Source organism: Sphaerimonospora sp. CA-214678 (assembly GCF_050942215.1).
Classification (GTDB): domain Bacteria; phylum Actinomycetota; class Actinomycetes; order Streptosporangiales; family Streptosporangiaceae; genus Sphaerimonospora.
In genome coordinates, this window is the sequence record NZ_CP192056.1 from 6,138,912 (window position 1) to 6,161,143 (window position 22,232).

The following is a 22,232-nucleotide window of genomic DNA, read 5'->3' on the forward strand; positions in this document are numbered from 1 at the left end:
TGTCTTCCAATATCAACGCCTCCTCTCGTGATGAACATCCGACGCCACGAGAGAGGTGGTTCCTTACTAGGCTTCGACGGGTGCTCATGGCCTGCCAGCTGGCGGTTCAGGCGGCACCGGTTGTTCTCGCTACCTATTTCGGACTGACCCTCGCAAGCGGGTTCCTGCCAATCGTCCCTGCCTGGCTGACCAAGCTCCTCCTCGACCATCTGACAACGGGAAACATGACCGATGTCGCTGGCATCGGTGCGGGGCTTGCGTTATCAGGGCTTCTTGCTGCGGTGATCCCGCCTACCTTGCAGTACCTGCGGGCGGAATTCGGTAGACGCGTGGGACTCTTGACGCAGAGCGAGCTGTTCTCTGCCGTCAACCGTCAGGTCGGCATCTCAAGATTCGAAACTCCGGAATTCCTGGACCGGCTACGCTTGGCCAGGCAGTCTGGCGGCGCGGCTCCGAAGGCCATCATCGAAAACGTATCCGGCATCAGCCGGACGAGCATCACAATCTTGGGATTCCTCGGCTCTCTATTTCTGATTAACCCCGTGCTGACCAGTGTCATCGTCCTAGCCGCAATTCCGATCCTCATTGGCGAAATGGCCATGTCAAAGCGTTATACGAAGGTCGCCTGGCGTATTGGGCCGCTGGAACGCCGGGAGATGTTCTACGGTGACCTGCTCTCAAGCGTGGAAGCGGCGAAAGAGATCAGACTGTTCGCTGCCGGATCCTTCTTCCAGAAGCGCCTGCTAGCTGAGCGGCGTGTCATCGACGCCGCCCGACGCGATCTGGACCGGCGCGACCTGTTGGTCCAGGGCGGCCTGTCGGGGCTGACTGCCACTGTGTGGGGTGCCGGACTGCTGTGGGCGGTGAACGCGGCGAGGCAGGGCCAACTCTCAGCCGGCGACATCACCATGCTCATCGCCGCGATGACGGGAACTCAGGCCGCGCTCCAGGCGCTCGCTAGAGACATCGCCTCCTTCTATCTGGAATTGTCCATGTTTGGTCACTACGTCGCGGTGGTAGACGCCGAACCCGACCTTCCTCTGCCCTCCCAACCGCTTTCGGTCCCGCCACTTAGGCAGGGCGTCGAGCTACGCGACGTCTGGTTCAGATATTCCGAGAACCACCCGTGGTTATTGCGGGGGGTCAACATCCGCATTCCGGCCGGGAAGGCTCTGGCCATCGTCGGCCTGAACGGTGTGGGAAAGTCCACCCTAATAAAGCTTCTGTGCCGGTTCTACGATCCTGAGCACGGCGCAATCCTCTGGGATGGCGTGGACATCCGTGACACAGACGTGACGGAACTACGCCAGCGGATCGGCATCACGTTTCAGGACCACATGGACTACAGCATGACAGCGGCAGAGAACATCGCCGTGGGAAATTTGAAGGCCATTGACGACGAAGCTCGGATTCAGGACGCAGCTAAGCTTGCCGGGGTCCACAATGCTATAACGAGACTACCGCGAGGATATCGCACGCTGCTGACCCGCATCTTCTTCTCGGAGTCCGAGAAAGAGAATCAGGAAACGGGTGTGGTGCTCTCGGGGGGCCAATGGCAGCGACTCGCATTGGCCCGGGCACTGATGCGTAACGACCGGGACCTCATGATCCTCGACGAGCCTTCATCCGGCTTGGATGCTAAGGCTGAGCATGAGATTCATCTCGCGCTTAAAAAACACCGGACCAAAACGAGCATCCTGATCTCTCATCGGCTCAGCACAGTCCGGGAAGCCGACCGGATCGTAATTCTCTCCGACGGAATCATCACCGAAGAAGGAAATCACGACACCCTGATGTCCCTCAACGGGGAATACGCCAAGCTCTTCAGACTCCAGGCATCGGGCTACCAAATGGAGACGAATGACGAGCTACTGGAGAGATAGACAACTAAACTAGATTCATACTCCGATTGCCATAACCTAACATGTCCGGGAAGCACCCACTTTCCCTTCAAAAACCTCTCATCTGCACGATTGGACATCTTCGATGAAGCTAGCTATTAAGATTTTGACAAAGGCGCCTATGCCGACCACCCGATTACGGCACATCATCGCCTTTCATCGGCTGTTTCTGGTCACTGCCATACTGGCCTGCCTACTTCGCGTAGTTACCATGCTCGGCTATCGACCCGGCCGCATCTATTGGTATGACTCGTATACCTACATGCAGCTCGCGTTACGACTCTCACCACGTGAAGAATTGAATCCGAGTGGCTACCCTATCCTACTCCGACTACTTCTTCCATTTCATCGAATAGAGGTCGTCGTCGGATTTCAGCACTTTCTGGGACTGATGGTAGGTGTGCTCGTGTACGCACTTCTCCGGCACAAGGGACTACCCGCATGGGGTGCCACACTTGCTTCTCTTCCCGGCTTGTTCGACGCATCCTTTCTTCGTCTCGAGCACGCCGTACTCGGTGACGCTCTGTTCATATTTCTGGTCGTCGCGGCGACCGTGTTGTTGAGCTGGGCACCAGCGCCCTCCAACCGGATATGCATAGCTGCGGGATTACTTCTCGCCTGGGCTACGCTAACCCGGACGATCGGTCTTCCCTTACTCCTCCTAGCCGTTTTGTACATAACTGCACGCCGGATCGGGTGGCGGCCAGTCGTGGCGATCACCCTCGCCAGCGCAATTCCGCTGGGTCTCTACGCGACCTGGTACAGAACGGAATACGGCCAGTTCACCCTTGTTCGCGGAAGTGGCTCCGCACTTTGGGCAAGAACGATGACGTTCGCGAACTGCGCTAAGATCAAACCTCCCACTGAAGAGGCACCGCTGTGCCCGAACGGGGCAAAGCAAGAGGCCGCGGAAGGGTACTTTTGGGCATCCGACTCCCCCCTCAACAGCATGCCCGGAGGCCGAAAAGAGAACGATGCTCTAGCACAGTCGTTCGCGATTCGCGCCATACTTGCCCAGCCTGCGGACTATGTGAGGACAGTCGCGACCCAGGTCGCCTTCGCCTTCCACTGGACACCCGTGCGCTACCCTCCGCGGACCACTCCGGCGTTCGGATTCGCGGGTGACCGCATGCCGGACTCTGTGCCTGACTGGGCGAGTACCGCATTGCACAGGTATGCGCCGACTGCCGACGGCGGAGACAATGCGGTGGAGCCGTACGCGGGGTTCCTGCGCTGGTACCAGTATCCCGCCTACCTTCGCGGGCCTTTTCTTGCGGTCATCTTCCTGCTGGGCGCTCTAGGCCTGCGCAATGGGCGCTCCTTCCTCTCCTGGGCGACGGCGGTGATATTACTCGTCGCCCCGGTAGCGGCCCTGGACTTCGACCACCGATATGTCCTGCCTGCCATTCCCCTTGCCTGCATGGCCGCAGGTCTGGGCAGTCTCCGCGACCCGCGGACGTCGGTGCCAAGCAGCCGAAGGCCCGCACGGCTCCTCGAAGGGGCTAGCCGATAGGTGCAGAAGCTTCCAAACTCCTGATCTCGAGGCTGATATGTACTATTTCGCTATCGCAAGCCGATGCTTCATCGGTGTGGTCTTCCTGGTGTCTTTTCTCGGCAAAGGAATCAACTCAGGCAGCCGACGTGCGTTCATCGAGTCGTTGCGAGAGACACGGCTGATTCCGGATCGACTGCTGTCCATGTCCGCTTTCGTGATCCTGGTCGCCGAAATGACCATCGTCGTTCTTATGGCGGTTCCGAATGCCACGGTGAACGTGATTGGATTCGCCATCGCGGCGGCGTTACTCACGGTCTTCGCGATCGGCATAGTTCAGGTGCTGCGAAGCCGTCGCCAAGCTTCATGCCGCTGTTTCGGTGGGTCTTCGGCGCCCCTGAGAGTCCGGCACGTGTTGCGGAACGTCCTGCTTGTCGTGGTCTGCCTGGCGGGAGCTCTGGTCATGGAGACGACTGAAGCCGGGACCGCTTCAGAGGTCGCCGGTATATGCATAGCGCTGTTCGGAGGCGGCGTCTTCGGGGCGTTGACCACTAAGTTCGACGAGATCGTTGAACTGTTCGGGTAGTTGACACAGGGATGTCGGCAGAGGGGGGCGAGCAGGGAGATGGCTGACTGGCAGGGCCCACGGAAGATCCCCCAGCAGCGCGTCTATCACGTGGATGACCTTCCGCTGGGAGATGAGTCGTTCAGGATTCCGCTGCCCGCCGAACCGCAATCCGGCACAGCAGGAATATACCGGTATCAGGCGAAACTCCTGCTCATTGTCTTGCTGGCCATCGGTGCTCTCCTGACGGCGGGGGCGTGTGCCTCCGCCTATTCGAGGCAGTGGCCGATTACGGCGATATGCGCCGCGTTGCTGGCCGTGTGGTCCGGGGCCGGAGCCTGGTATCTGCTTCGCGGAAGCAGGTTGGTTGCCGTCATCATCCGCGGAAGGAGCATGGAGCCGGCCTACCGGGACGGCGATCGCGTTCTCGTGTATCGCACGGGCGGTGTTCCCTCCGTGGGGCAGGTCGTCGTAGTCGAACGCTGGCTTCACGGTAGTCAGAGGGAATGGAACAAGCCTGCGATACCTGCTAGGGGAAAGACAGGATCGATCACCGGACGGAGCTGGATGGTCAAACGTGTTGCCGCGGTGCCGGGAGACCCGGTGCCCGACACCCTGCCCGACCTCGTAGGGTGTTCGGCATCGGGGCGCGTACCGGCGGGAATGCTGCTGCTCCTTGGGGACAATAAAGATGCCAGCTTCGATTCGCGAAAATTTGGATATTTCCCTCTGGAGCGTGTCCTGGGAGTGGTACACCGAAGTCTTTCCCCGGAGCGGTAAGTGAGCCTTTTCCAGCCTGATCTGGCTGATGACAAGGTGATCACGGGCTGCGTGTCCCGGGGGATAGAGGGCGCCCGACCCGGTCGTGTCTCAGGTCGACACTGAAGCCGGTGGCGACCTCTGCGTACATTTCACCTTTGCGTAGATGGACCAGTACGAGCAGGGCCTGCTGGTCGGGATTGAGCCTGCGCCGGCGTGAGCCGATGGCCGCCCGGTGACGGCGGATCACCCCGGCTACGTAGTTCAGAGTGCGATGTGACAACGTCAGGGCGGCACGGTAGGACGGCACAGAAGGCTCCTGGCGATACACGATCTTGGTCGACGTGCATCCTCCGGGAGCTTCTTCACCCGATCGAGGGGACCATGGTGCCCACGTGACCGGCATTCGACATCCGGTCACCATTGCCGGTGTTCACCGGCAGGTCCTCCTACCCCGGTGTCACGTCCCATCTCCGGGGCTACGGCTGACGAGGTGTCATCGAGGGTTCACTGGTATTCGCCCTTTCAGTCTTCCCCTCGCCTGTAACCCCGGGATGGAACCGGGCCCCTTGGGCTTTTCCTCTGGGCTCCGCACGCCGCAGTTACCCACGACGCGCGCCAGAGTGGGGACGATCTCCGGGCACTAGTGCAGCTCCGCAAAGATCCTTAAGGGGTTCGAGTGATTACCATGTGTGATCACGCTGCTGTCCTATCCAAGAGTGGGGCGCGAGCCTGTTCCTGATCGCGCCGGGTGAGGTAGCGGACGTGGTCGGCGCGGGCGTCGTAGCGCCACCGATATGACTGGGCGCTGGCGTTGTGCCGGATTGTGAACGTGTCGATCTGATCCATCAGGTCCTGGCGGGAGGTGAACTCGCCACGGCGCAGCAGGCGGCGGGTCAGCACCGAGAACCACATCTCCACCATGTTGAGCCAGCTAGCGTGCTTGGGCGTGTAGGTGACCGTGGATCTTGGGTGAGCGGCCAGCCATACGCGGGTGACCTTGGAGGTGTGACTGGCCCCGTTGTCCAGGATCAGGTGGATGTCCAGCTCCGGGTCGATCATCTGATCGAGCAGGATGAGGAAAGCGATGAAGGTCGCCGAGGTGTTACGGTCGATCCGCTCGGCCAGGACCTGCCCGGAGCCGACGTCCATCGCGGCGAGGATGGAGACCGTGCCGTGCCGGATGTATTCGAACTCCCGTCGGGCGGCCGGCCGGGGCGGGCGGAGATCTCGGGGTGCTTGCGAGATTTGGCCTGGATTCCGGTTTTCTCGTCCACGCTCAGCAGCACCGCACCCTCAGGCGGGTTGAGGTACAGGTCACAGATGGCGCCGGCCAACTGCCAGAACTGCTCGTCGTCGAGACGATTGAGCCAGCCCCGGACTTTGTGCGGGCGCAGGTCGGCTTCGGCCAAGATCCGGCCGGCCTGAGAGGCAGAGATCCCGGTATCGGCCAGGTGCGCGGCGATCGCCGTGTGGGACCAGGCCGGCTGGCCCTCGGGTGGGGTGCTGGTCGCGCAGGCGATCACCCGTAGCCGCACCTCGGGACCATACAGTTCGGGACGGCCCGGCCGGGGCAGATCGACCAAGCCCTTGATCCCGCCGGCGGCGAACCGGTCGCGCCATTTGCGGACCGTCGTCTCGGTCGTGGACAAGCGTTCGGCGACCGCGGCCAGTGGCAGGCGCTCGTCGGCGAGGAGCAGGATGATCCGGGCGCGCAGCACCAACGACTGAGGGCTGGAGTGCCTGCTAATGATTTTGTTGAGGCGCCTCCTGCGGCGGTGACCGATGGTGATGACGACTTCGCTGACCGGTCCAGCCATGAACTCCCATCCTTCGGTGGTCACGAGTGATCACCGAAGGATGCAGTGCTGACGGTGTCGAAGCGGGACCAACACGCCGCTATCGGCCACAATCGTCACCATGCCGGTACCGCCCAAGCAGGTCAAAGTCCTCGTCGAAGAGGACGTCGATTCACATGCCTTCAAGCACTGGCCTCAGCTGGGAGAGGTGACCGTCCGCTGGAAGGGCTCTTTCGGTTATCTGACCGGGCATTTCGATGACGACGAGAGCGATGAGGGTTTCCCGCTGGCCCAGATCGAGTACCTCGGCGATCCCGACGCCTGGAGGTTCGCGATCTACCGGGCCAGCAGCGAGGATTACGAGCCCTCGATCCTGCCGAGCGGCAGCCGCGTTGGCACGCCCAGCGAAGCACTGGAGTGTGCCTGCCGTGTCCACCTTGCAGAATCAGAGGGTTGACTCCGAGTGATCACCTGAACCCCTCAGGGATCTTCGCGGCGCTGCACTAGCGCGTGTTTAAAAAGTTGACGGCGGCTTGGTGCTGAGGCTGGTCCGGCGTGTCTTGATCGCCACTCCACCACCTGCCGGGCGCATCAGCACGCGGCCGGTGCGCGGAAAAGGGGGCTCTGCAAGCGGAGCCGCCGGGCGGGGTGGAAAGCGAGCCGGCCGATCATGGTCTGGGACGTTCGCGGGGCGGGCTGACCACCAAGCTGCACCTGGCGTGCGAGCAGGGGCAAAAGCCGCTGGCGATCGTGCTCACCGCTGGGCAGCGGGGTGACAGTCCACAGTTCACCACCGTCCTGGAAGCCATCCGGGTGCCGCGCCAGGGCGTGGGCCGCCCGCGGACGCGACCGGATCGGGTGCTGGCCGACAAGGCCTACAGCTCGCAGGCCAACCGCACCTACCTGTATCGGCGGGGGATCAAGGCAACCATCCCGATCAAGGATGACCAGGCCGCCAATCGGCGAAAGAAGGGTTCGAAGGGCGGGCGGCCACCGGCGTTCGACCCGCAGATCTACACCCAGCGGCACGCGGTCGAGTGCGGCATCAACCGGCTTAAACGCCACCGCGCGGTGGCCACCCGCTTCGACAAGCTCGCCGTACGCTACCAGGCCGCCGTCCAAATCGCCGCCATTAACGAGTGGCTCTGCCCGGACTTATGAAACACGACCTAGCTCGGAGCCGAGGAAACCCCTGATCAGGAGACCTCCACGCGCCTCGGCTCACTCACCTCCTGCGACATCGTGTCGCAATCGAACTCGCCATCCTTGACTCCCCCGATGAAGGCGTGCCACTCGGCGGGAGTGAAGAGCAGTTTGGGGCCGTGGGGGTCCTTGCTGTCACGAACGGCGACTACGCCGGCAAGGTTCGCTGCAACTTCAACGCAGTTGCCCCCGCCGCCACCACTGAGAGAACTCTTCTTCCAGGTGGCCTTGGAGAGGTCGACGCCGGTTAGATCATTGACTTCCATCGAATCCCCACTTCCTTAATGATGTCCAGCGATTGGCTGGGCCGGTAGGCTTCAGCGCGAATCCTGTCATATCTGCCCCAGACCAGAGACACCACATGATGCTCTGCTGACACCTCGCCGGTCGCGGACGACTCTATGGAGACGGACGTAGGGGCGTCCGGCAACTCCGCGATGATGAAGCTCGACAGCAGGCCGGACGTGCAAGACGTATCTCGCGGAACGAGCTGAATCTTGATGTTCTGTCTGCCTGCAAGCGCTACGAGACGGTTGAGCTGCTCGTACATGACCTCAGGGCTGCCTATGAGACGGTGCAGCACCGTCTCATCTAGCAGCACCCATAGGGCGGGTGGGGGGTCTCGATCGAGGATGATCTGGCGGGCCATTCGGGCAGCGACCTGTTCCTCGATCTCATCCTCAGAGGTGGCGAGGTCACCGCGGAAGACGGCTCGCGCGTAGTCCTCCGTCTGAAGGAGTCCGGGGATCAGCAGTGGGTCCCAGCTCCTTAGCACCCGCGCCCGGGGCTCAATCTCATCCGACCATCCGAGGAACCAGTGGGGCCCCGACGGCGAGGTGATGTTCCGGCAGAGCCGTGCGAAGAGATCGCCAGTCCCGAACACATCGTCGCATCGGGCGGCCAGGTCTGGCTTGGGCGTCCGGTTGCCGATCTCAATGTGCCCCACGAGCGACCCCGAGACTCCCAGGCGTGCGCCCAGCCGCTCTTGGGATAGACCGGCCTGCTTACGGGCCCGCGCCAGCTCACGCCCGAAGCGCTGAACGGGCGTCAGACGGGGATCGAGATCGTTCGCCATACCCTCCCCCTCCTCGGCTTCATGATGCGATGACACTTTCCGACAGACCGCTACACCAGGCGAAAGTTTCTGTCGTCTGATTGTCGACGGTTTTCGGCTACACGTCCACCGGAACTAGGGGCAATCTAATCCCAGATGTTTACTCCGCGACTGAGCAATGACAACAACCGGACAAAAACCCCGGCCGCTTGTCCGTGCATCAGCCGTGATCAGAGCGTCGACGTAACTATCGGGAGGTGATCACTTGGCTTCGGGAAGTGCATCGCACACTCAGGAGCAGTTCATCCGCCTGGCGCGACTTGCCTGGGATCTGCGAAGCCTGCAGGTTGCCACTGCCGTTGTTCTTCCCCCAGGAGATCTCCCCGTCCTGGACATCCTACAGACGCCCGACAGACCTCTTCAGGCCACGATGATTCACAGGGCACATAGCCGGGTTTTCGCCTGGAGACCGTCCTGGTCGCGTTGCTGGAGACCCGACAGATCTGCCGGGACACGTCGAGAAAGCGGCCATAAATGCCAAATCGGCGGTGAGTGTATGAAAGTACAGGAAACGGCCAAGCTGCGAGCAGGCCGCTGGCCTCAATGTGCGGCCGATCGGGACCTAAGCGGCCTCGGGCAGGCCACCTTCGATGGACAGGCCGTATCGGTTAGCGCCGCAAGGGCATGGGCTAACGACCTGCTGGCCAGGCATGTCGGCGACGAGGTGCGGGAGTCAGCCGTGCTGCTGCTCAGCGAACTGGTCACCAACGCTGTCGTGCATTCGAACTCCGGCCGTAGGCCGGGCGGGCAGGTCACAGTCTTCCTGGCAGCCGGAGATGGTGCGGCGTATTGCGAGGTCATCGACGACGGCTCCGCGACCAGCGTCCCCACTGTTCAAGATCTGTCGGAGGAGGATGCTGGAGGCCGGGGCCTATGGATGGTGAACGCGATCGCGGACGCTTGGGGTTTCCACCACGACGACGAGGTTGGGAACGCGGTCTGGTTCCGGATGGGTGACGGCCCGGCTGCCGTCTCATGCTTAAACGCCTGCACCGGCTCATAAAAGACCGACGGTCACGGATGGGACCATCCACTGAACGTTCCCCTTGATCGCTACCGGCGGCAAGCTGCCACCGATCCGGCAGATGCCTTGTGAGATGACTCGGTGAAGCTCCGTACCGTCCTGTGCGCCTCCAGCTACAGCGGTACGGTCGCGGTCTCTGCCTTCCCCCATAGCAGAGCCGCCATAGGGCCTGCCGCACGCAGTCTGACGCACGGCAGGCCCCGGCGCGACGGTACGGTTAAGCCCCCGTATTACCCGTACCGTCGCGCCCCTTTCGGTTCCCGGCCAGACCTCGCCTCCCTCTCTGTCAGACTCTTGTGAGATACGGAACGAACATGTCCTTTTCATTCGAAGCAGGGTGAGACGGGACGATCGCACCGGACTGAACCCCGACGAGGCCCTTGCCCTGCTGGTCGCCGGATCGCGGCGCGGCGCCCAGGCATTCGGCCTCGGCTCGGCAGCGACGCGAAGCCGCGCGGCGGGACACGGCCGAAAGCCGGTGAACGTGTGGTCAGCCTCGTCTCGCGAGGAACTCGTCTTCGGCCTGATAGTCGAAGAACCGGCTGAAATATGGGTCGCTCGCCGAGGGAAGGACCCCCGCGGGGTCGCCAGTCGATGCGGCGTGGACGAGCCAGTCGATCTGGGCCGCGACGGTCGCGGCGTAATCCCCGGCCGGACGGTACCCGAGCCGCCTGGCGGCCGAGGTGTCGAGGATCACGGGATGTGCCGAGTCCCAGGGGGTACGACCGAGATCCGGGTCCGCTGTGTCGTCGAGCAGGAGTTCCTCCCACTCATGTTCGAGGTGTCGCGCGATCATGCGGCAGATGTCGAGGGCGTTCGGAGCGTCGGGGTCGGCGACGTTGAGGACGCGTGCGCCGGGCGCATGGGCGACCGTCTCGATGAGTGCGGCGATGTTGGCGGCGGCGGTCGGGTGCATGATTCCGGTGCCACGGCGGGCGAGCAGCACGGTGGGTCGCCGGTCCAGCACCCGCTTGACGAAGACCCATTCGCGGGCGGGAGCCGCACCCACGCCGTGGACGAAGGAGGGCCGCAGGATGCTGATGGGCAGGCCGCTGTCGAGGGCGACGTGTTCGGCTGCCACCTTGTTGGCCCCGTAGCCCTCCCGGGAGCGGTAGTCCATGTCTCCGGGGGCCATGATGGCCTGGCTCTCCCGAATCGGGCCGTCGAAGCGAGGTTCGACGTCGGAGTTGGCGTGGTTGCCCGCAGCATCGACATAGACGGCCTTGCTGGAGACCAGCACCGTCGATCGGGCGTCCTCGGCCAGGGGAAGCAGCAGTCGCGCGTCCGCGGCGGTGTAGCAGACACAGTCGACGAGCAGGTCCACGCCGTCGCCGACAGCCACCCGAAGCCGATCCGCGTCGGCGCGGTCCGCCTGGATGAACCGCCCTCCGGCGTCGGTGACCTCGGACGGCATGTTGGCCGGGTTCCGGCCGGTGACGTCGACCCGCCATCCGGCGGCCAGAAGACGCAGTACGGTAGCCCGGCCGATCAGGCCGGTTCCGCCGAGAATGAGTGCGTGCGGCATCCCATGATCCTAGGAAGTGCCGAAAGAGCGCTGTCCTGACTTTTAACCACTGGTTGGCCGGCGCCGAGCACCCTGTCTTGCGACAGGGGTTTCCTACGTCCTGAACCGACGCACCACGCGCTCCGCTCCACCCCTCTATGAACGGCGTCTTACCAGCGACTCGCATCGGTCAGATGGTGTTGGCCTCAGGGCGTGTCGCGGGACTCGGTGGTCGCGGCCCGGATTCTGGCCACCTGCGCCTCCAGCGCCTCGACATCGAACGGCACGACTGAGGCCTAGAACTCCCTGCCCAACGCGCGCAGCATGTCCATACCGTCCCGGCTCGCGGCGAACTCTTCGTCGATCAGTGACGATAACCCTCGCCGACCAGGCCGTCAGGACGGAGCAGGATGGTCAGGCGACCGACAAGCGGGTAAGCCGACCGACGCGCCGGACGTTCACCGCGGCCTACAAGGCACGGATATCCCCTGAAGATCAACGGCGGACCTGGAGCTGCCTGAGGGCCGCCTGGGTCTCAGAGGTTGGCTCCAGATCCAGGCTCGCAAGGTGTGCGTTGAGCTGCTGAGCACGCAAGCGTGCCTCGTCCCGTCGGCCGAGTCTAGTGAGCAGGCGGATGACGGTCGCTGCAGCGGCTTCATTGATGGGGTCGAGCTCCAGTGCCTGTTCCATGACTTTTAGGGCTCGCTTGGGTCTGCCGGACTTCTCGTGGATGCCGCCGAGTTGGAGAAGTGCCCGTACGGAGGCGAGGGTGAGGGGATCTCTGTGGTCGAGGTCGATCCAAAGGTATGGCGCTCCGTCGGCGAGGTGTCCTCGGCATACCTCGGCGGCCCTGTCAAGCGCGGCGGCCTTGGTCTCCGGGTCGGTAGCTTTTCGGGCGTCGGCGAGAGCAGCGTGGAACTCCCACAGGTCGATCCAGACGTGCTCACGGTCGATCCGGTACGTTCCGTTTTCCGCCCAGATGAAGCTCGTCAACTTGCGGTTCGATCCGGTCGCGGTCCATAGCCGCTTGCGCAGGTCGCTGAGCGCGGCGTGGAAGCGGTATCCGGCCTGGGGTTGTTCGACGTCGGGCCAGAGTGTGGCGCAGATCTCTTCCTTCGCCTGGCCCCGGGGGTGGACCGCGAGGAGTATGAGCATCTCCAGTCCCTTGGCGGTTGGGATGTCGATGGGTTCGCCGGCGACCTCGACGCGTACCTCGCCGAGCAGGAGCAGGCGAACAGGGGCGGCGTTCGAAGCATTCTGAACTTCAGGTGCCTCTATCTCGGAGTCGGCCTCCTCTCTTGGCACCTCGGCAGGCTTCTCATAACCGTGCTGGATGGCGACTCGGCGGAGGAAGACAGCCGCCTCCTGCCGTGGGAGATGGAACAGTTCCACGCCGTCCAACTTGCCTTCGGCGGATGCCCAAAAGTCCGCTCCGACCTCGCACCAGGGCCCTGCGAGTCGGTCGCCGAGCAGTACCGCGCCGATCCCGAAACGCGGAGTGTCCTCCAGGAACGACTCAAGGTATGACGGGTCTCCTTCGGTCAGTCGGCCGACCATTACCAGGGCCGGGATCAGCTCGTCCGGCCTGCTTTCTCGTAGTTCGGTCAGATCGTTAGCTTCGGCGTCCTGTAGGAGCTCGGCGCGGTTGATGCGTTCGCTGGCGAGGTGCGTTACCGCGTCGTCGAAGGTGGGTGTGAGGGTCAGGCCCGGGAGGTGCGGGGCCAGCGTCTCCAGGTCATCCCCGAAGAGCTTGATCGCGTCCTCCCGCGGTACGACGAGCTCAACCCGTTGCGCTTCGGCCTGGGCAATGAGCGCGACGAATATCGCCCTGGCGACGTCCTCGGCACCGGCGCCGGTCAGGCGGAGGTTCAGGCCGGGCAGGTCCATGGTTGCGGTCTCGCCTGCGCGTACACCGATGTCCAATGTGGCAGGGGGCTCGGTGGTGAAGGAGTCTTTGACCAGGTCGTAGTCGTCTGGGATCGGGTCGTTGGCTTTCCGGTGCTCGTCTTCCACCGCCTGTACGGCTGGCTCCGGCTTCGGCACGGGTACGACCTGCACGGCCTCCGTCGCCTCTGGCACCCGTCGCCGGACACGCTGCCGTACTCGAGCGGCGGCCAAGGCGATGGCGATGCCCGCGGCGAACGACAGCCCCACCATGCCGCCGCCGGGCAGGGCGATGCTCACGCCGGGAACGGCGGGCGCGGGCAGGCCCGCCGGAGTCTGTGTGACGCGTGGTGTCGCACTCCCCTGAGTTTCAGCATCGGGAACGGACTTCAGAACTTTGACGGGCTCGCCGGTAGGCGGAGGTTCTGGTGGTGAGGATGGCGCTCGGCCTGGTAGTCGGAGGTGCCATCCGGTTTCGATCTGGCCGGGGTCAGTGAGCCGCCCTCCGTCCGGTTGGGGCCGTCCTTTGTTGAGCTTGAAGATCTCTCCGTAACGTTTGCCGTCCCCCAGGTGTCGCTCGGCGACGTTCCACAGGCTGTCGCCTTGTCGTACGACGTGGACCGGTTCTTCGTCGGCATGGGGCGAGGCCGGTCTCGCCGTGCGCTTGGGTTCCAATTCGGTGGCGTTGGCCGGCATACGGATCAGCCAGCCGGGCCGGATCCAGCCCTCGGAGGTGAAGGTGGTCCCGTCCGCCATCATCCGGCCTTCGTTGAGCTTCACGATCTCCCAGTAGCGCATGGGATCACCCAGGTGCCTCTTGGCGATCTCCCAGAGGGTGTCGTGCGGCTTGACCCGGTACGTCTTGTGCTGCTGACTGGCTTCCGTATTCGTCGTGGCGTCCTGCTGCGCGGTCTTCGGAGCGTCCGCGGAGGCGGTGGCGACGGTGGATGTGGTGGCGAAGGCCTGTGGTGTCGGGGCGACCGCTGAGATCGCGATCGTGGTGATCAGATGCGCAGCGAGCCGCTGGAACGGCGTCCGGATCGCGGCGCGCTCGTGGACGTTCCGAAGTCGTCGCACCAGTTCGACGAGCACCGACCAGGTGAACATCAGCCAGCACAGCCATGCCGTGGCCAGCAGGGCGTTCACGACGAAGACCGGATCTCCCGGGGAGGCCAATTCGGCCTGGGTGGGGATATGCGGAGGCTGGAGGAATCCGAGGAGAACCACGGGTGGCCCGGCAATCAGCGCTACCAGCACCAGCGCCGAGGTCAGAGCGGCGGCGATCGGGCGACGGCTGTGCAATTTACTCTCCCTGCTCGATTCCCTGGAGCATCCGGGCCGAGGCGCTCGCGGTGGCCGTGACGTCGCCCACCCCGATCAGTGACAGCAGCACGGTGGGCCGGGACACCTTCACCGTGACCCGCAGCGTCCGTGCGCCCGTCATCGCGACGCTGCCGCGGTTGCCCGACGAGGCAAGGTAAGCGCGGGCCGCGGCGAGCGCCTGTGACCTGTCGAGTTCGAGCCGGCCGCCCTGGGCGTATACACGGTCGATGTCGACGACGTCGGCCCCCGCTCGTGCGGCCTCCTCTGCGACCGCGTACGCCTCCCGGTAGGCGCGGATCTTCTGCCCGCCGTCCACGACCAGCCCAAGGCAGACCAGGGCGGCCAGCATGAGCACCACGACGAACGCCGATATCGATCCCCTGTCGCGGTCGGGCATCACCGGTCTCCTCTGGCACGGTACTGGTCGAGGCTGCTCGTGAAGTGGCTGGTTAGAGCTTTGGAGCCGGGGATTCCCGGCATGGCGAGGTCGCTGAGCCGTACGTCACAGGTCACCGTGGCGGACACCGTGGCCGCTCTCCCCAGCGGAGCGGAGAACCCGCGGGTGTCCACCGAGACGGTCGGGGTGCACTGCAGCCCTTCGCGGGCGAGTGCCGTTCGGGCGCTCGACAGAGCCGCCTTACGAGCAGAGGAGGCGTCGCGGGAGATAGACGCCTGACGTGCGGCATCCCGTGCCGCTGCCTCCACCGAGCCGTGGGCGATCACGATCCGGCCGGCCGCGATCATCGCCACGAGCACGAGGATGAGCGCGGGCGCGAGGATGGCCAGTTCCAGCGTCATTGATCCACGCCCTGCAGCGGCTCCGTCCAGCACATGCATACGTCCCCGCTGGGAGCGGTTAACGCGATCGCGTTGATCTCGTACGGGAGCGCTCATTGGCCGGGCGTCGACCATTGCTCGATCGGGGCGTGGGCGACCTGGGAGACCCTCAGCTTGAGCAGCGGCACCAACGCGAGTGCCTCACCCTTTACGGTCACCGACACCGTGTCGCCCCTGCGGTCGACGCTCGCCTGCGGTGAGACCAGGAGCGACCCGCCGACCTTCCGGGCGAACCGCTCCGCGACCGCCGTGCCCGCCGAAATGTTGGAGCCGTACGCTCGGGCGACGCGCACGCCCTCCTGCGCGGCGGCGAGCGCGACACCACGGGCGTGGAACCACAACGCTGCGTTGACCATGAGCAGGATCAGGGTGAGCACGATCGGATAGAGGATGGCGGCCTCCAAAGGTGCCGACCCGCGATCACTTGATTTTCGCCAGGTATTCGTTGACGACCTGCGTGATCTTCGCGGCGACCGCGATGGCCAGCAGGAATATCGCCGCGGCGACGACGATGAACCCCAACGGCCCCTCGCCGGCGTCGTCTCCGCGTCGTGCGCGCAGCCACCGGACGAGCGGGACGTTGGTGGTGAGCCAGGCGCCGAGCGCCAGCAATCGGCCGTACGTGCGCAGCATGTGAAGAACCCCTTTCTCATGCGGTCATCCACCGCCGGTCATGCGGGCCAGGGCCGGGTAGCCCAGCAGGACCATGAACCCGACGATGGTCAGGGACATGGGGACGGTCATGGTCTCGGTACGGCTCTTGGCCCTGGCGAGCAGTGCGGCCAGCTCGCTCTCGCGCAGACTGGCGGCCTTGGCTTTGAGGGTGTCGAGGATGCTGGCGCCCTCGGTGCCGGCCATCCGGGCGATCGCGGCGACCTCGGCCAGTTCGGGAACGGCGATCTCCTGCGACAGGCGGGCGAGCTCGTCCCAGGCGGATCCGGTGCCGCGGAAGGCCGGGTCGAGCGCGGCTGCGAGCCGTTTGAACGTCCGGCCCTTTCCGACCCGTGCGGCGGAGTCCAGCGCGTCGGCAGGTCCGCGACCCGCCAGCCGGCCCAGGGCGACCAGGTCTAGATAGCAGACCAGGGCTCGGCGGAATTGCCGCCGCGCGTTGGCGGCCTCCACGCGCAGCGACAGCTCGGGCGCGGTGAACATCACGGCGCCGAAGACGGCCGACGCCGCCCACAGGAAAATCGCGGGGAAGGTGACGTCGAGCAGCCAGCCGTACGTCCACAGGATGGCCGGTCCGCACAGGCCGGCCGCCATGAGCAGCGCTTTGCGGCCGAGATGGGTTTCCCGGCTCCGGCCGACGATGGCTAGATCGGCAGCCGTGGCACGATTACCCAGCCAGGAGGAACCCAACACCCCGATGACAGAGCGCCGGAGACGCTCCCGCAGGCTGTAGATCTCAACGGGGCCGCCGCCTGGTTGGAGGCGTGCCAGCGAGGCAGCCAGCTCGGGTGGGCTGGGCCGTACGGCGAGCAGGATCAGGAAGAGCCCGAGGCCCATCGTGCCCCCGGCCGCGAGGGTCACCCAGGTCATCCTGTGGCCTCCTCGTTCAGGAAGCGGTCGACCTCGGGTGCGCTGCCGAGGCGGTGGATCCACCAGAACGTCACGGCGTACAGTCCGGCGACCCCGGCGAGGACGAGCTGCCCGAATCCGGTGCCGAACGGTGCCACGTACTCCTGGTTGAGCAGGGCGAAGCTGGTGTAGCCCAGCAGCGCTCCGATGACCCATCGGGCTGTGGTGCGGTGCCGGGAGCGCTCGGCCTCGACCTCGCGCTGGGCGGAGACGTCCATGCTGACGGTCCGGGCGAGTCCCTGGAGCACCTCCCGCAGGCCCCGGCCCCGGGACTCTGCGGCGAGGATCAGGGAGGCGGCGGCCATGTCGCCGACCAGGTCGTTGAGTTCGTCGGCGAAGGCGCGCAGGGCGGTGTCGGCCGGGACCCGCAGGGCCAGACGGCGGGCGAGCGCGCTGACCTCGGCGGCGATCGGCTCGGGGGCGTTGCGGGCACTGATGGCCAGAGCCTCCTCGATGCCGGCACTGCCAGACAGGGCGTCGGCGAGCTGGCGGATCCAGGTCTCGATGGCCTCCAGCCGGGCGATCCTGCGCGCCGCCTCGCGGCCGGACAGGACCCGAGGCAGGAGCAGTACGGCCGCGCTGGTGGCGAAGGCGGCGACCGGCCATGCGGTCAGCCAGAACACGACGACCGCGGCCCCCACGGCCAGCATGAGGGGGACGGTCGGGAGCTTCACGTGTCGGCGTCTGCGGTGCCGTACCGGGACCCGTTGCAGGCCGACGACGAGCAGGATAACCCCGGAAGTAAACACGCCTCCGGCAAGTGCGGCGATCAGTTCCACACCGCACCCGCTCTCGGGATGAACATGGTGGGGTCGAAGCCCGCCTTGACCAGCCTTTCCATGCACTGGGGAGTGATGTTGGGGACGGCCCGCCCCTCCGGCCCGGGTACGAAGACGCGGTTGATGGCAGGGACGACCGAGTCGGTCGGGGGCAGGACCTCGAAGATCTCCGAGACGTACCGTGCGTTCACCGGGGCGTCGAGATCATGGCTCACCTCGTGGCGGAGGTAGACGATGAAGTCGACCGCCTTGCCGACCAGCCGGAACAGCGCGTCGGCGGGCATCGTCCCGGCGAGGATCTCCATCCTGGGGAAGATCTCCTCGGCCGAGTCGGCGTGCATGGTGCAGATCGAGCCGCGACCGCCGGAGTTCATCGCGACCAGCATGGGCACCAGTTCGTCGCTACGGACCTCGCCCACCAGGATCCGGCGTCCATTGAAACGGAACGCGTCGTCGATCAGCTGACGCATGCTGATGCCGCCCTCGCCCTCGGAGTTGGCGGCGCGGGCCTCGAAGCTGAGCACGTCGTGGTGCCGGTCGGGCATCAGGTGCAGGAAAAGCTCGCGCTCGTTCTCGACCGTGATGATCCGTTCGTACGGGTCGATGTCCCCGGCCAGGGCACGGACCAGAGTTGACTTGCCGGAGTTCATCGCCCCCGCAATGATCACGTTCATCGGGACGTTCATCACCGCACGCAGGAAATGCCGGACGGGCCAGGACATGGTCCCCCGAGCGGCCAGATCCGACATCGTCGCGTCGAGCATGCCGTGCTTGCGGATAGAGAACGCCGTGCTCGGGGTGATGCCGGTGGCTGCGGCGAGCCGGACCGTATTGGACAGCGCCTTGTGCAGAATCGGTCGGGCCGTGGAGAAGTCCCGGGCGTTCTGCCCCTGGTAGATGCCCCACCGACGGACGTTCTCGATCAACTCTTCCTCGCTGTCGGCGGCTGGCGGACCGAGCACCTTACGCCCATCGCTGTAGGTCACCCAGACGATGTCCCACCGGTTGACGTCGATGTTCTCGACCTGGGGATCGTCCACGAGCGGCTGCAGGTCCCCCAGGTAGAAGATCCGGTTCTCGACGGCCTTCTTGAGAGCCTCCTCCTCATCCAAGGTGGGGGCGGGCCGGCCGAGCAGAATGAGGTTGTCCGCATACGCGCGGACCACGTTCGTGATGGCGGCCTTGCCGTACTGCAGGGTCGCCTCCGGCCCGGTCACGCCCGACTCATCGAGAGCTCTGTTGACCTGCTGCTGCAGTTCCCGTACGGCACGGCGGAAGTCGTGGTCGTCCATCACGCCGTCACCTCCCCGCCCTGCTCGGCGAGGGCGGCGGCGAGCGCTCGAGCACTGCGCATCAGCGGCGACAGCGGCCGGACCTGGCCGACGCCGTACGCGAGCGCCGGGACGGACCACTTGTCGTACGGAAGCCAGGCCGCGACCGTGGCGCCGAGTGTCTCGGCAATCTCCTTGAGCTGGTACTGGCCGTCCCCGACAACGATCAGTTCGGGATCCGGTAGGTGCCCCCGCAGTTCCTTCAGATCGCGGATGACGGAGGTCGTGGCGTGCAGGTGGACCAGGGTTGGCCGGGTGGCGACGAACACCCGATCGGCACGCACCAGCAGGGGCTCCGGCGTGTCCGGCCGCCCTACCTGGCCCAGGTCCACGATCACGTCCTCTTCGAGGGAGGCCAGGCAGCCCGCGATCTCCGGCCAGAGCGGTTGGAGCGCCTCGGCCTGCTTCGGCTCGGCCAGACCAGGGAGAATCAGCTTCCCTTCCTGGATGGCGTAGAGCTGGTCGGGCAGCGCCTCGGCCGCGGGGACTCCCCTTCGGATCTTCACACCCCATTCGGCCAGGCCGCGGTCGCGCGGCGTGCCGGCGAGGTAACCGGACAAGATGGTGCCGCCCCCGGGGTCCGCTTCGGCGAGCAGCACCGGGCGCGGCCACTCCAGGAAGAGCGCGAGCGAGCTGGTGGTCGAACCGGCGAAATGTCCACCCGAGCAGATCACCTTCAGCATGGCATCTCCGCCGGGGCGGAGGTCTTGGTCTGCGACGCGGACCCGGGCGGACATGCCTGGGCGGCGAAATGGGCTCGGCCGGCCTTCGATCCGAGAACCATCGCGATCTTTCCCTCCGCCGCCAGCCGGGCCAGAGCCGTACCCGTCGTGGTCGGCACCAGCAGGTCCACGACCACGGTCCCGTCGGCGTCGGGCTGGCCGACCTTGTCGACCAGCGCGCGGTAGTCAGCGCCTTGCCGCCCCTCCTCTGATACGGCTGCCGCGACAATCCGGTCACCGGGCTTTAGCCCACGCGCGGGGAGTTGGCTCGCCTTGAGCGCGATCGGCACGATCTGCTGGCCGTCGTCCGGAATGAGGGCCGTGCCGAACTGGGACGGTGCGAGCAGCGTCCCAGCCTTGAGGTCGGCGGTGGCCCGCTTGCCGATGACGCCGTCCCGGTCCTGCGCGCGGGTCCACTGCATCCCCGGCACCACCCCGACCGCGAGGCTCGTCAGGTCCTGAGCCTCGATGACCTGGCCGATCGGCACGTCACGCGCCATGATCAGGACCTGCGTGCGATGCGCCGCCAGCTGATACAGCTGCAGCACCGTGACCGCGCTCAACACCACGGCCAGGACACCGACGATGGCCATGGCGGGACGGCGCTTGCCAGGCACGGGCCGTGCGGGCGGCGGGCTGTTCGTGGCGCTTAACGATCGCTGGAGCATGCGTTAGTCCTTGGTGATGAGTGCCTGAGCTTCCGCGATGCGGAGGGGAAACGAGGTCGATCGGGTGATCGGTGGCAGCGTGCCCCCGGTCCCACCCGACCCGGTCCACGTGCCGCTCCACGTGACGGTCACGGTGACCCGATAGGCGTTCCCCTGCCTCTGGCGAAACGACGGCTGGAGGTATTTCACCGAGCACGTCGGTTTCTGCCGGTGCGCGGGGAGCCTCGGGTTGTACGGCCTGCCGGGCCCGTCACATGAGACAGGCCTGCGGCCGTCACCCGGATCGACGGTCATCTTCTGCGGGCGGGCGGTCGCCTCCGCCCAGACGCCGGCCGTCTCCACCCGCTTGTGCTTCGGGCCCCACTCCCCCTTGGCCAGGTAGACCCACTCGTCTAGACCGACGAGACCGTTGGAGTCACGCGGCGGAGCGGTGAAGACTTTCGGCTCGCGCACCGGAATCATCGCCCACGCCCGCCGAGCCAACTCCTCGGGCGTCACCTGGGCAGCTGCCAGCGCACGATCGGGAACCCAGCGGACATCGCGGAAGCCGTCGGAACAGTCCACCAGGTAATAGGCGCCCTCACCCTTCGGGACACCGCTGGGACTCGATGCCGGATCGACCCATTCCAGACCGCCGTTCTCCACGCCGTCCGCATGCCATGGTGTGTAGGAGCAGGTCACACCAGACCCACGACGAGCCGCGCTCCCGCTTGTAACCTGCTGGCCAAAGCTCGGGTCCTTGTTGGCTGTCAGGTAATAACCCCAAGACATTGCCTGGACTGCGTTGCCGTCCGAGGAGGGTGAGGGCACAGGCGCCATCACGGCAGACAGCAAGCCAGCGATCACTAGCCGACCGAACACGGCTGCCTCACCTGCTCAAGCGTCGAGACCTTCCACGCACCGTCAACCAAGAGCAGCGTCGCGACGAGATGCGTGTTCTCACTCCCGTGAAGGACCCGCTTCGAGGTCTTCTCATCCATCTGCCCGGTATTCCGGTCGTCCTGGCAGTCGTGCAGCGTGGCCTTCTGTCCCCTGATCTTCACGTCGAAAGGGTGAAACACTGGCATTCCCCAGGTGAATCTGCCAGTGGCCCGAAGGGCGACGATGCCCCGAAGCATCCTGCTCAGCAAGGGTTCAGTCGCGTACGGGTCGATGATTGGCTTGCGTTGCCCATCAGGATTGTGCTCAGCACGCCGACCCGCAAAGTAGATGCCCTTGTAGGCCACGATCACCGCTTCCTTCGCCGCCGCTCCGGTGGGTGTAGGAGCAGGTTGCGCAGAGACGGTCGTCGCAGCCGAGGGCGACGCATTCGGCATTGCCCCCTCGTTCACCGCGCAGGCTGAAGCCGACAGCGCGAGAACGGTCAGCACAAGCCGCTTGGAATATCGCCGAACTAACGCCACCACCAGCGCCCTTTACTCAAAGCAATCGAATCATCGCGGAGAGCTACAGGTTAGATGGCAGGTCTCGGTGATGCCAGAGGCGAAAACTAACCAGAAGGACACATTGAAGTAGCCACCAAGGCTGCCCCGGTGGCGAAAACAACTTTAAAGAGATTTATCGCTTACTCGACGCCCTATCACCCAGTCATATCCAAAATTCTACTTTCCCGATCAAGCACCCCACCGCCGTACTGAGCCAATCCCGATCGCACCGCCTACATGCGGCGGCGTTAACCTCGATCTTTCACGCCGATGTGGTGGCTGGCTGAGGGTTTCGGCTGGAGTGTGATTTTGGGGTTCTGGTCAG

The 22,232-nt window shown here is 65.0% G+C and carries 23 protein-coding genes and 1 pseudogene; 6 read left to right on the top strand and 18 right to left on the bottom strand.

Going from position 1 to position 22,232, the window contains the following annotated elements:
* Window positions 1–86: 86 nt before the first annotated feature.
* From ACQP1K_RS27355 to ACQP1K_RS27365, 3 genes are all read left to right on the top strand, one after another.
* Window positions 87–1,883, top strand: coding sequence for an ABC transporter ATP-binding protein (locus tag ACQP1K_RS27355; RefSeq protein ID WP_433498559.1), 1,797 nt, complete (start codon window positions 87–89; stop codon window positions 1,881–1,883).
* 1,568 nt (window positions 1,884–3,451) lie between these two features.
* The gene (locus tag ACQP1K_RS27360) at window positions 3,452–3,979 is read left to right on the top strand and encodes a MauE/DoxX family redox-associated membrane protein (RefSeq protein ID WP_433498560.1); all 528 of its coding nucleotides are present in this window, start codon (window positions 3,452–3,454) and stop codon (window positions 3,977–3,979) included.
* Between the two features lie 39 nt (window positions 3,980–4,018).
* Window positions 4,019–4,738 (top strand): S26 family signal peptidase, encoded by a 720-nt coding sequence (locus ACQP1K_RS27365; RefSeq protein WP_433498561.1) that lies wholly within the window; start codon window positions 4,019–4,021, stop codon window positions 4,736–4,738.
* A 97-nt stretch (window positions 4,739–4,835) separates the two neighbouring features.
* Here the strand turns inward: ACQP1K_RS27365 and ACQP1K_RS27370 are convergent.
* From ACQP1K_RS27370 to ACQP1K_RS27380, 3 genes and pseudogenes are all read right to left on the bottom strand, one after another.
* Window positions 4,836–5,027, bottom strand: a pseudogene (locus tag ACQP1K_RS27370) (IS5/IS1182 family transposase); the annotation flags it as partial.
* Window positions 5,028–5,413: 386 nt separating this feature from the next.
* A complete protein-coding gene (locus ACQP1K_RS27375) occupies window positions 5,414–5,869 on the bottom strand; it encodes a transposase (RefSeq protein WP_433498562.1) in 456 nt (151 codons plus the stop codon).
* Window positions 5,776–6,438, bottom strand: a complete 663-nt coding sequence (locus ACQP1K_RS27380) for an IS630 family transposase (RefSeq protein ID WP_433501657.1) — start codon at window positions 6,436–6,438, stop codon at window positions 5,776–5,778. Before ACQP1K_RS27380 ends, ACQP1K_RS27375 begins: the two co-directional genes overlap by 94 nt.
* A gap of 199 nt (window positions 6,439–6,637) precedes the next feature.
* On the opposite strand from ACQP1K_RS27380, the gene ACQP1K_RS27385 reads away from it, so the two are divergent.
* Window positions 6,638–6,973 carry a hypothetical protein gene (locus ACQP1K_RS27385; RefSeq protein WP_433498563.1) on the top strand — a complete coding sequence of 112 codons (336 nt, stop codon included), beginning with the start codon at window positions 6,638–6,640 and terminating at the stop codon, window positions 6,971–6,973.
* 122 nt (window positions 6,974–7,095) lie between these two features.
* A complete protein-coding gene (locus tag ACQP1K_RS27390) occupies window positions 7,096–7,677 on the top strand; it encodes an IS5 family transposase (RefSeq protein WP_433501658.1) in 582 nt (193 codons plus the stop codon).
* Between the two features lie 35 nt (window positions 7,678–7,712).
* Here the strand turns inward: ACQP1K_RS27390 and ACQP1K_RS27395 are convergent, their stop codons facing one another.
* Both ACQP1K_RS27395 and ACQP1K_RS27400 read right to left on the bottom strand, forming a co-directional pair.
* Entirely contained in the window at window positions 7,713–7,985 is a 273-nt protein-coding gene (locus ACQP1K_RS27395; RefSeq protein WP_433498564.1) for a DUF397 domain-containing protein, read from the bottom strand.
* Complete coding sequence (locus ACQP1K_RS27400; protein ID WP_433498565.1) at window positions 7,967–8,794, bottom strand: helix-turn-helix domain-containing protein; 828 nt, start codon at window positions 8,792–8,794, stop codon at window positions 7,967–7,969. Before ACQP1K_RS27400 ends, ACQP1K_RS27395 begins: the two co-directional genes overlap by 19 nt.
* 535 nt (window positions 8,795–9,329) lie before the next feature.
* Here ACQP1K_RS27400 and ACQP1K_RS27405 point away from each other — a divergent pair.
* Window positions 9,330–9,836: an ATP-binding protein gene (locus ACQP1K_RS27405; RefSeq protein ID WP_433498566.1), complete on the top strand. Its 507-nt coding sequence runs from the start codon at window positions 9,330–9,332 to the stop codon at window positions 9,834–9,836.
* A 511-nt stretch (window positions 9,837–10,347) separates the two neighbouring features.
* On the opposite strand, the gene ACQP1K_RS27410 is transcribed toward ACQP1K_RS27405, so the two are convergent.
* The 13 genes from ACQP1K_RS27410 to ACQP1K_RS27470 form a co-directional block, all read right to left on the bottom strand.
* Window positions 10,348–11,382, bottom strand: a complete 1,035-nt coding sequence (locus tag ACQP1K_RS27410) for an NAD-dependent epimerase/dehydratase family protein (RefSeq protein WP_433498567.1) — start codon at window positions 11,380–11,382, stop codon at window positions 10,348–10,350.
* Between the two features lie 474 nt (window positions 11,383–11,856).
* A complete protein-coding gene (locus ACQP1K_RS27415; protein ID WP_433498568.1) occupies window positions 11,857–14,547 on the bottom strand; it encodes a LysM peptidoglycan-binding domain-containing protein in 2,691 nt (896 codons plus the stop codon).
* 1 nt (window position 14,548) lies between these two features.
* Window positions 14,549–14,965 carry a pilus assembly protein TadG-related protein gene (locus ACQP1K_RS27420; RefSeq protein ID WP_433498569.1) on the bottom strand — a complete coding sequence of 139 codons (417 nt, stop codon included), beginning with the start codon at window positions 14,963–14,965 and terminating at the stop codon, window positions 14,549–14,551.
* Window positions 14,965–15,366, bottom strand: coding sequence for a TadE/TadG family type IV pilus assembly protein (locus ACQP1K_RS27425; RefSeq protein WP_433498570.1), 402 nt, complete (start codon window positions 15,364–15,366; stop codon window positions 14,965–14,967). The genes ACQP1K_RS27420 and ACQP1K_RS27425 overlap by 1 nt, the downstream gene beginning before the upstream one ends.
* Window positions 15,367–15,458: 92 nt before the next feature.
* Window positions 15,459–15,809: a TadE family protein gene (locus tag ACQP1K_RS27430; protein WP_433498571.1), complete on the bottom strand. Its 351-nt coding sequence runs from the start codon at window positions 15,807–15,809 to the stop codon at window positions 15,459–15,461.
* Between the two features lie 16 nt (window positions 15,810–15,825).
* On the bottom strand, window positions 15,826–16,038 hold the full coding sequence (locus ACQP1K_RS27435; protein WP_433498572.1) for a hypothetical protein: 213 nt from the start codon (window positions 16,036–16,038) through the stop codon (window positions 15,826–15,828).
* Between the two features lie 24 nt (window positions 16,039–16,062).
* A complete protein-coding gene (locus ACQP1K_RS27440; protein ID WP_433498573.1) occupies window positions 16,063–16,944 on the bottom strand; it encodes a type II secretion system F family protein in 882 nt (293 codons plus the stop codon).
* Window positions 16,941–17,657 carry a type II secretion system F family protein gene (locus ACQP1K_RS27445; RefSeq protein ID WP_433498574.1) on the bottom strand — a complete coding sequence of 239 codons (717 nt, stop codon included), beginning with the start codon at window positions 17,655–17,657 and terminating at the stop codon, window positions 16,941–16,943. Before ACQP1K_RS27445 ends, ACQP1K_RS27440 begins: the two co-directional genes overlap by 4 nt.
* Window positions 17,658–17,752: 95 nt before the next feature.
* Window positions 17,753–19,054 carry a CpaF family protein gene (locus ACQP1K_RS27450; RefSeq protein WP_433501659.1) on the bottom strand — a complete coding sequence of 434 codons (1,302 nt, stop codon included), beginning with the start codon at window positions 19,052–19,054 and terminating at the stop codon, window positions 17,753–17,755.
* Window positions 19,054–19,776, bottom strand: coding sequence for a hypothetical protein (locus ACQP1K_RS27455; RefSeq protein WP_433498575.1), 723 nt, complete (start codon window positions 19,774–19,776; stop codon window positions 19,054–19,056). Before ACQP1K_RS27455 ends, ACQP1K_RS27450 begins: the two co-directional genes overlap by 1 nt.
* Window positions 19,770–20,483, bottom strand: coding sequence for an SAF domain-containing protein (locus ACQP1K_RS27460; protein ID WP_433498576.1), 714 nt, complete (start codon window positions 20,481–20,483; stop codon window positions 19,770–19,772). Before ACQP1K_RS27460 ends, ACQP1K_RS27455 begins: the two co-directional genes overlap by 7 nt.
* A 3-nt stretch (window positions 20,484–20,486) precedes the next feature.
* Window positions 20,487–21,164: a hypothetical protein gene (locus tag ACQP1K_RS27465; protein WP_433498577.1), complete on the bottom strand. Its 678-nt coding sequence runs from the start codon at window positions 21,162–21,164 to the stop codon at window positions 20,487–20,489.
* A 164-nt stretch (window positions 21,165–21,328) separates the two neighbouring features.
* On the bottom strand, window positions 21,329–21,889 hold the full coding sequence (locus ACQP1K_RS27470) for a hypothetical protein (protein WP_433498578.1): 561 nt from the start codon (window positions 21,887–21,889) through the stop codon (window positions 21,329–21,331).
* Window positions 21,890–22,232: the final 343 nt, after the last annotated feature.

Bases quoted from the DNA above. Each gene is read 5' to 3' on its own strand.
- ACQP1K_RS27455 (WP_433498575.1), bottom strand. From the start codon at position 19,776: ATGCTGAAGGTGATCTGCTCGGGTGGACATTTCGCCGGTTCGACCACC.
- ACQP1K_RS27395 (WP_433498564.1), bottom strand. From the start codon at position 7,985: ATGGAAGTCAATGATCTAACCGGCGTCGACCTCTCCAAGGCCACCTGG.
- ACQP1K_RS27435 (WP_433498572.1), bottom strand. From the start codon at position 16,038: ATGCTGCGCACGTACGGCCGATTGCTGGCGCTCGGCGCCTGGCTCACC.
- ACQP1K_RS27420 (WP_433498569.1), bottom strand. From the start codon at position 14,965: ATGCCCGACCGCGACAGGGGATCGATATCGGCGTTCGTCGTGGTGCTC.
- ACQP1K_RS27385 (WP_433498563.1), top strand. From the start codon at position 6,638: ATGCCGGTACCGCCCAAGCAGGTCAAAGTCCTCGTCGAAGAGGACGTC.
- ACQP1K_RS27405 (WP_433498566.1), top strand. From the start codon at position 9,330: ATGAAAGTACAGGAAACGGCCAAGCTGCGAGCAGGCCGCTGGCCTCAA.
- ACQP1K_RS27460 (WP_433498576.1), bottom strand. From the start codon at position 20,483: ATGCTCCAGCGATCGTTAAGCGCCACGAACAGCCCGCCGCCCGCACGG.
- ACQP1K_RS27375 (WP_433498562.1), bottom strand. From the start codon at position 5,869: ATGGACGTCGGCTCCGGGCAGGTCCTGGCCGAGCGGATCGACCGTAAC.
- ACQP1K_RS27365 (WP_433498561.1), top strand. From the start codon at position 4,019: ATGGCTGACTGGCAGGGCCCACGGAAGATCCCCCAGCAGCGCGTCTAT.
- ACQP1K_RS27410 (WP_433498567.1), bottom strand. From the start codon at position 11,382: ATGCCGCACGCACTCATTCTCGGCGGAACCGGCCTGATCGGCCGGGCT.
- ACQP1K_RS27440 (WP_433498573.1), bottom strand. From the start codon at position 16,944: ATGACCTGGGTGACCCTCGCGGCCGGGGGCACGATGGGCCTCGGGCTC.
- ACQP1K_RS27360 (WP_433498560.1), top strand. From the start codon at position 3,452: ATGTACTATTTCGCTATCGCAAGCCGATGCTTCATCGGTGTGGTCTTC.
- ACQP1K_RS27355 (WP_433498559.1), top strand. From the start codon at position 87: ATGGCCTGCCAGCTGGCGGTTCAGGCGGCACCGGTTGTTCTCGCTACC.
- ACQP1K_RS27400 (WP_433498565.1), bottom strand. From the start codon at position 8,794: ATGGCGAACGATCTCGATCCCCGTCTGACGCCCGTTCAGCGCTTCGGG.
- ACQP1K_RS27450 (WP_433501659.1), bottom strand. From the start codon at position 19,054: ATGGACGACCACGACTTCCGCCGTGCCGTACGGGAACTGCAGCAGCAG.
- ACQP1K_RS27425 (WP_433498570.1), bottom strand. From the start codon at position 15,366: ATGACGCTGGAACTGGCCATCCTCGCGCCCGCGCTCATCCTCGTGCTC.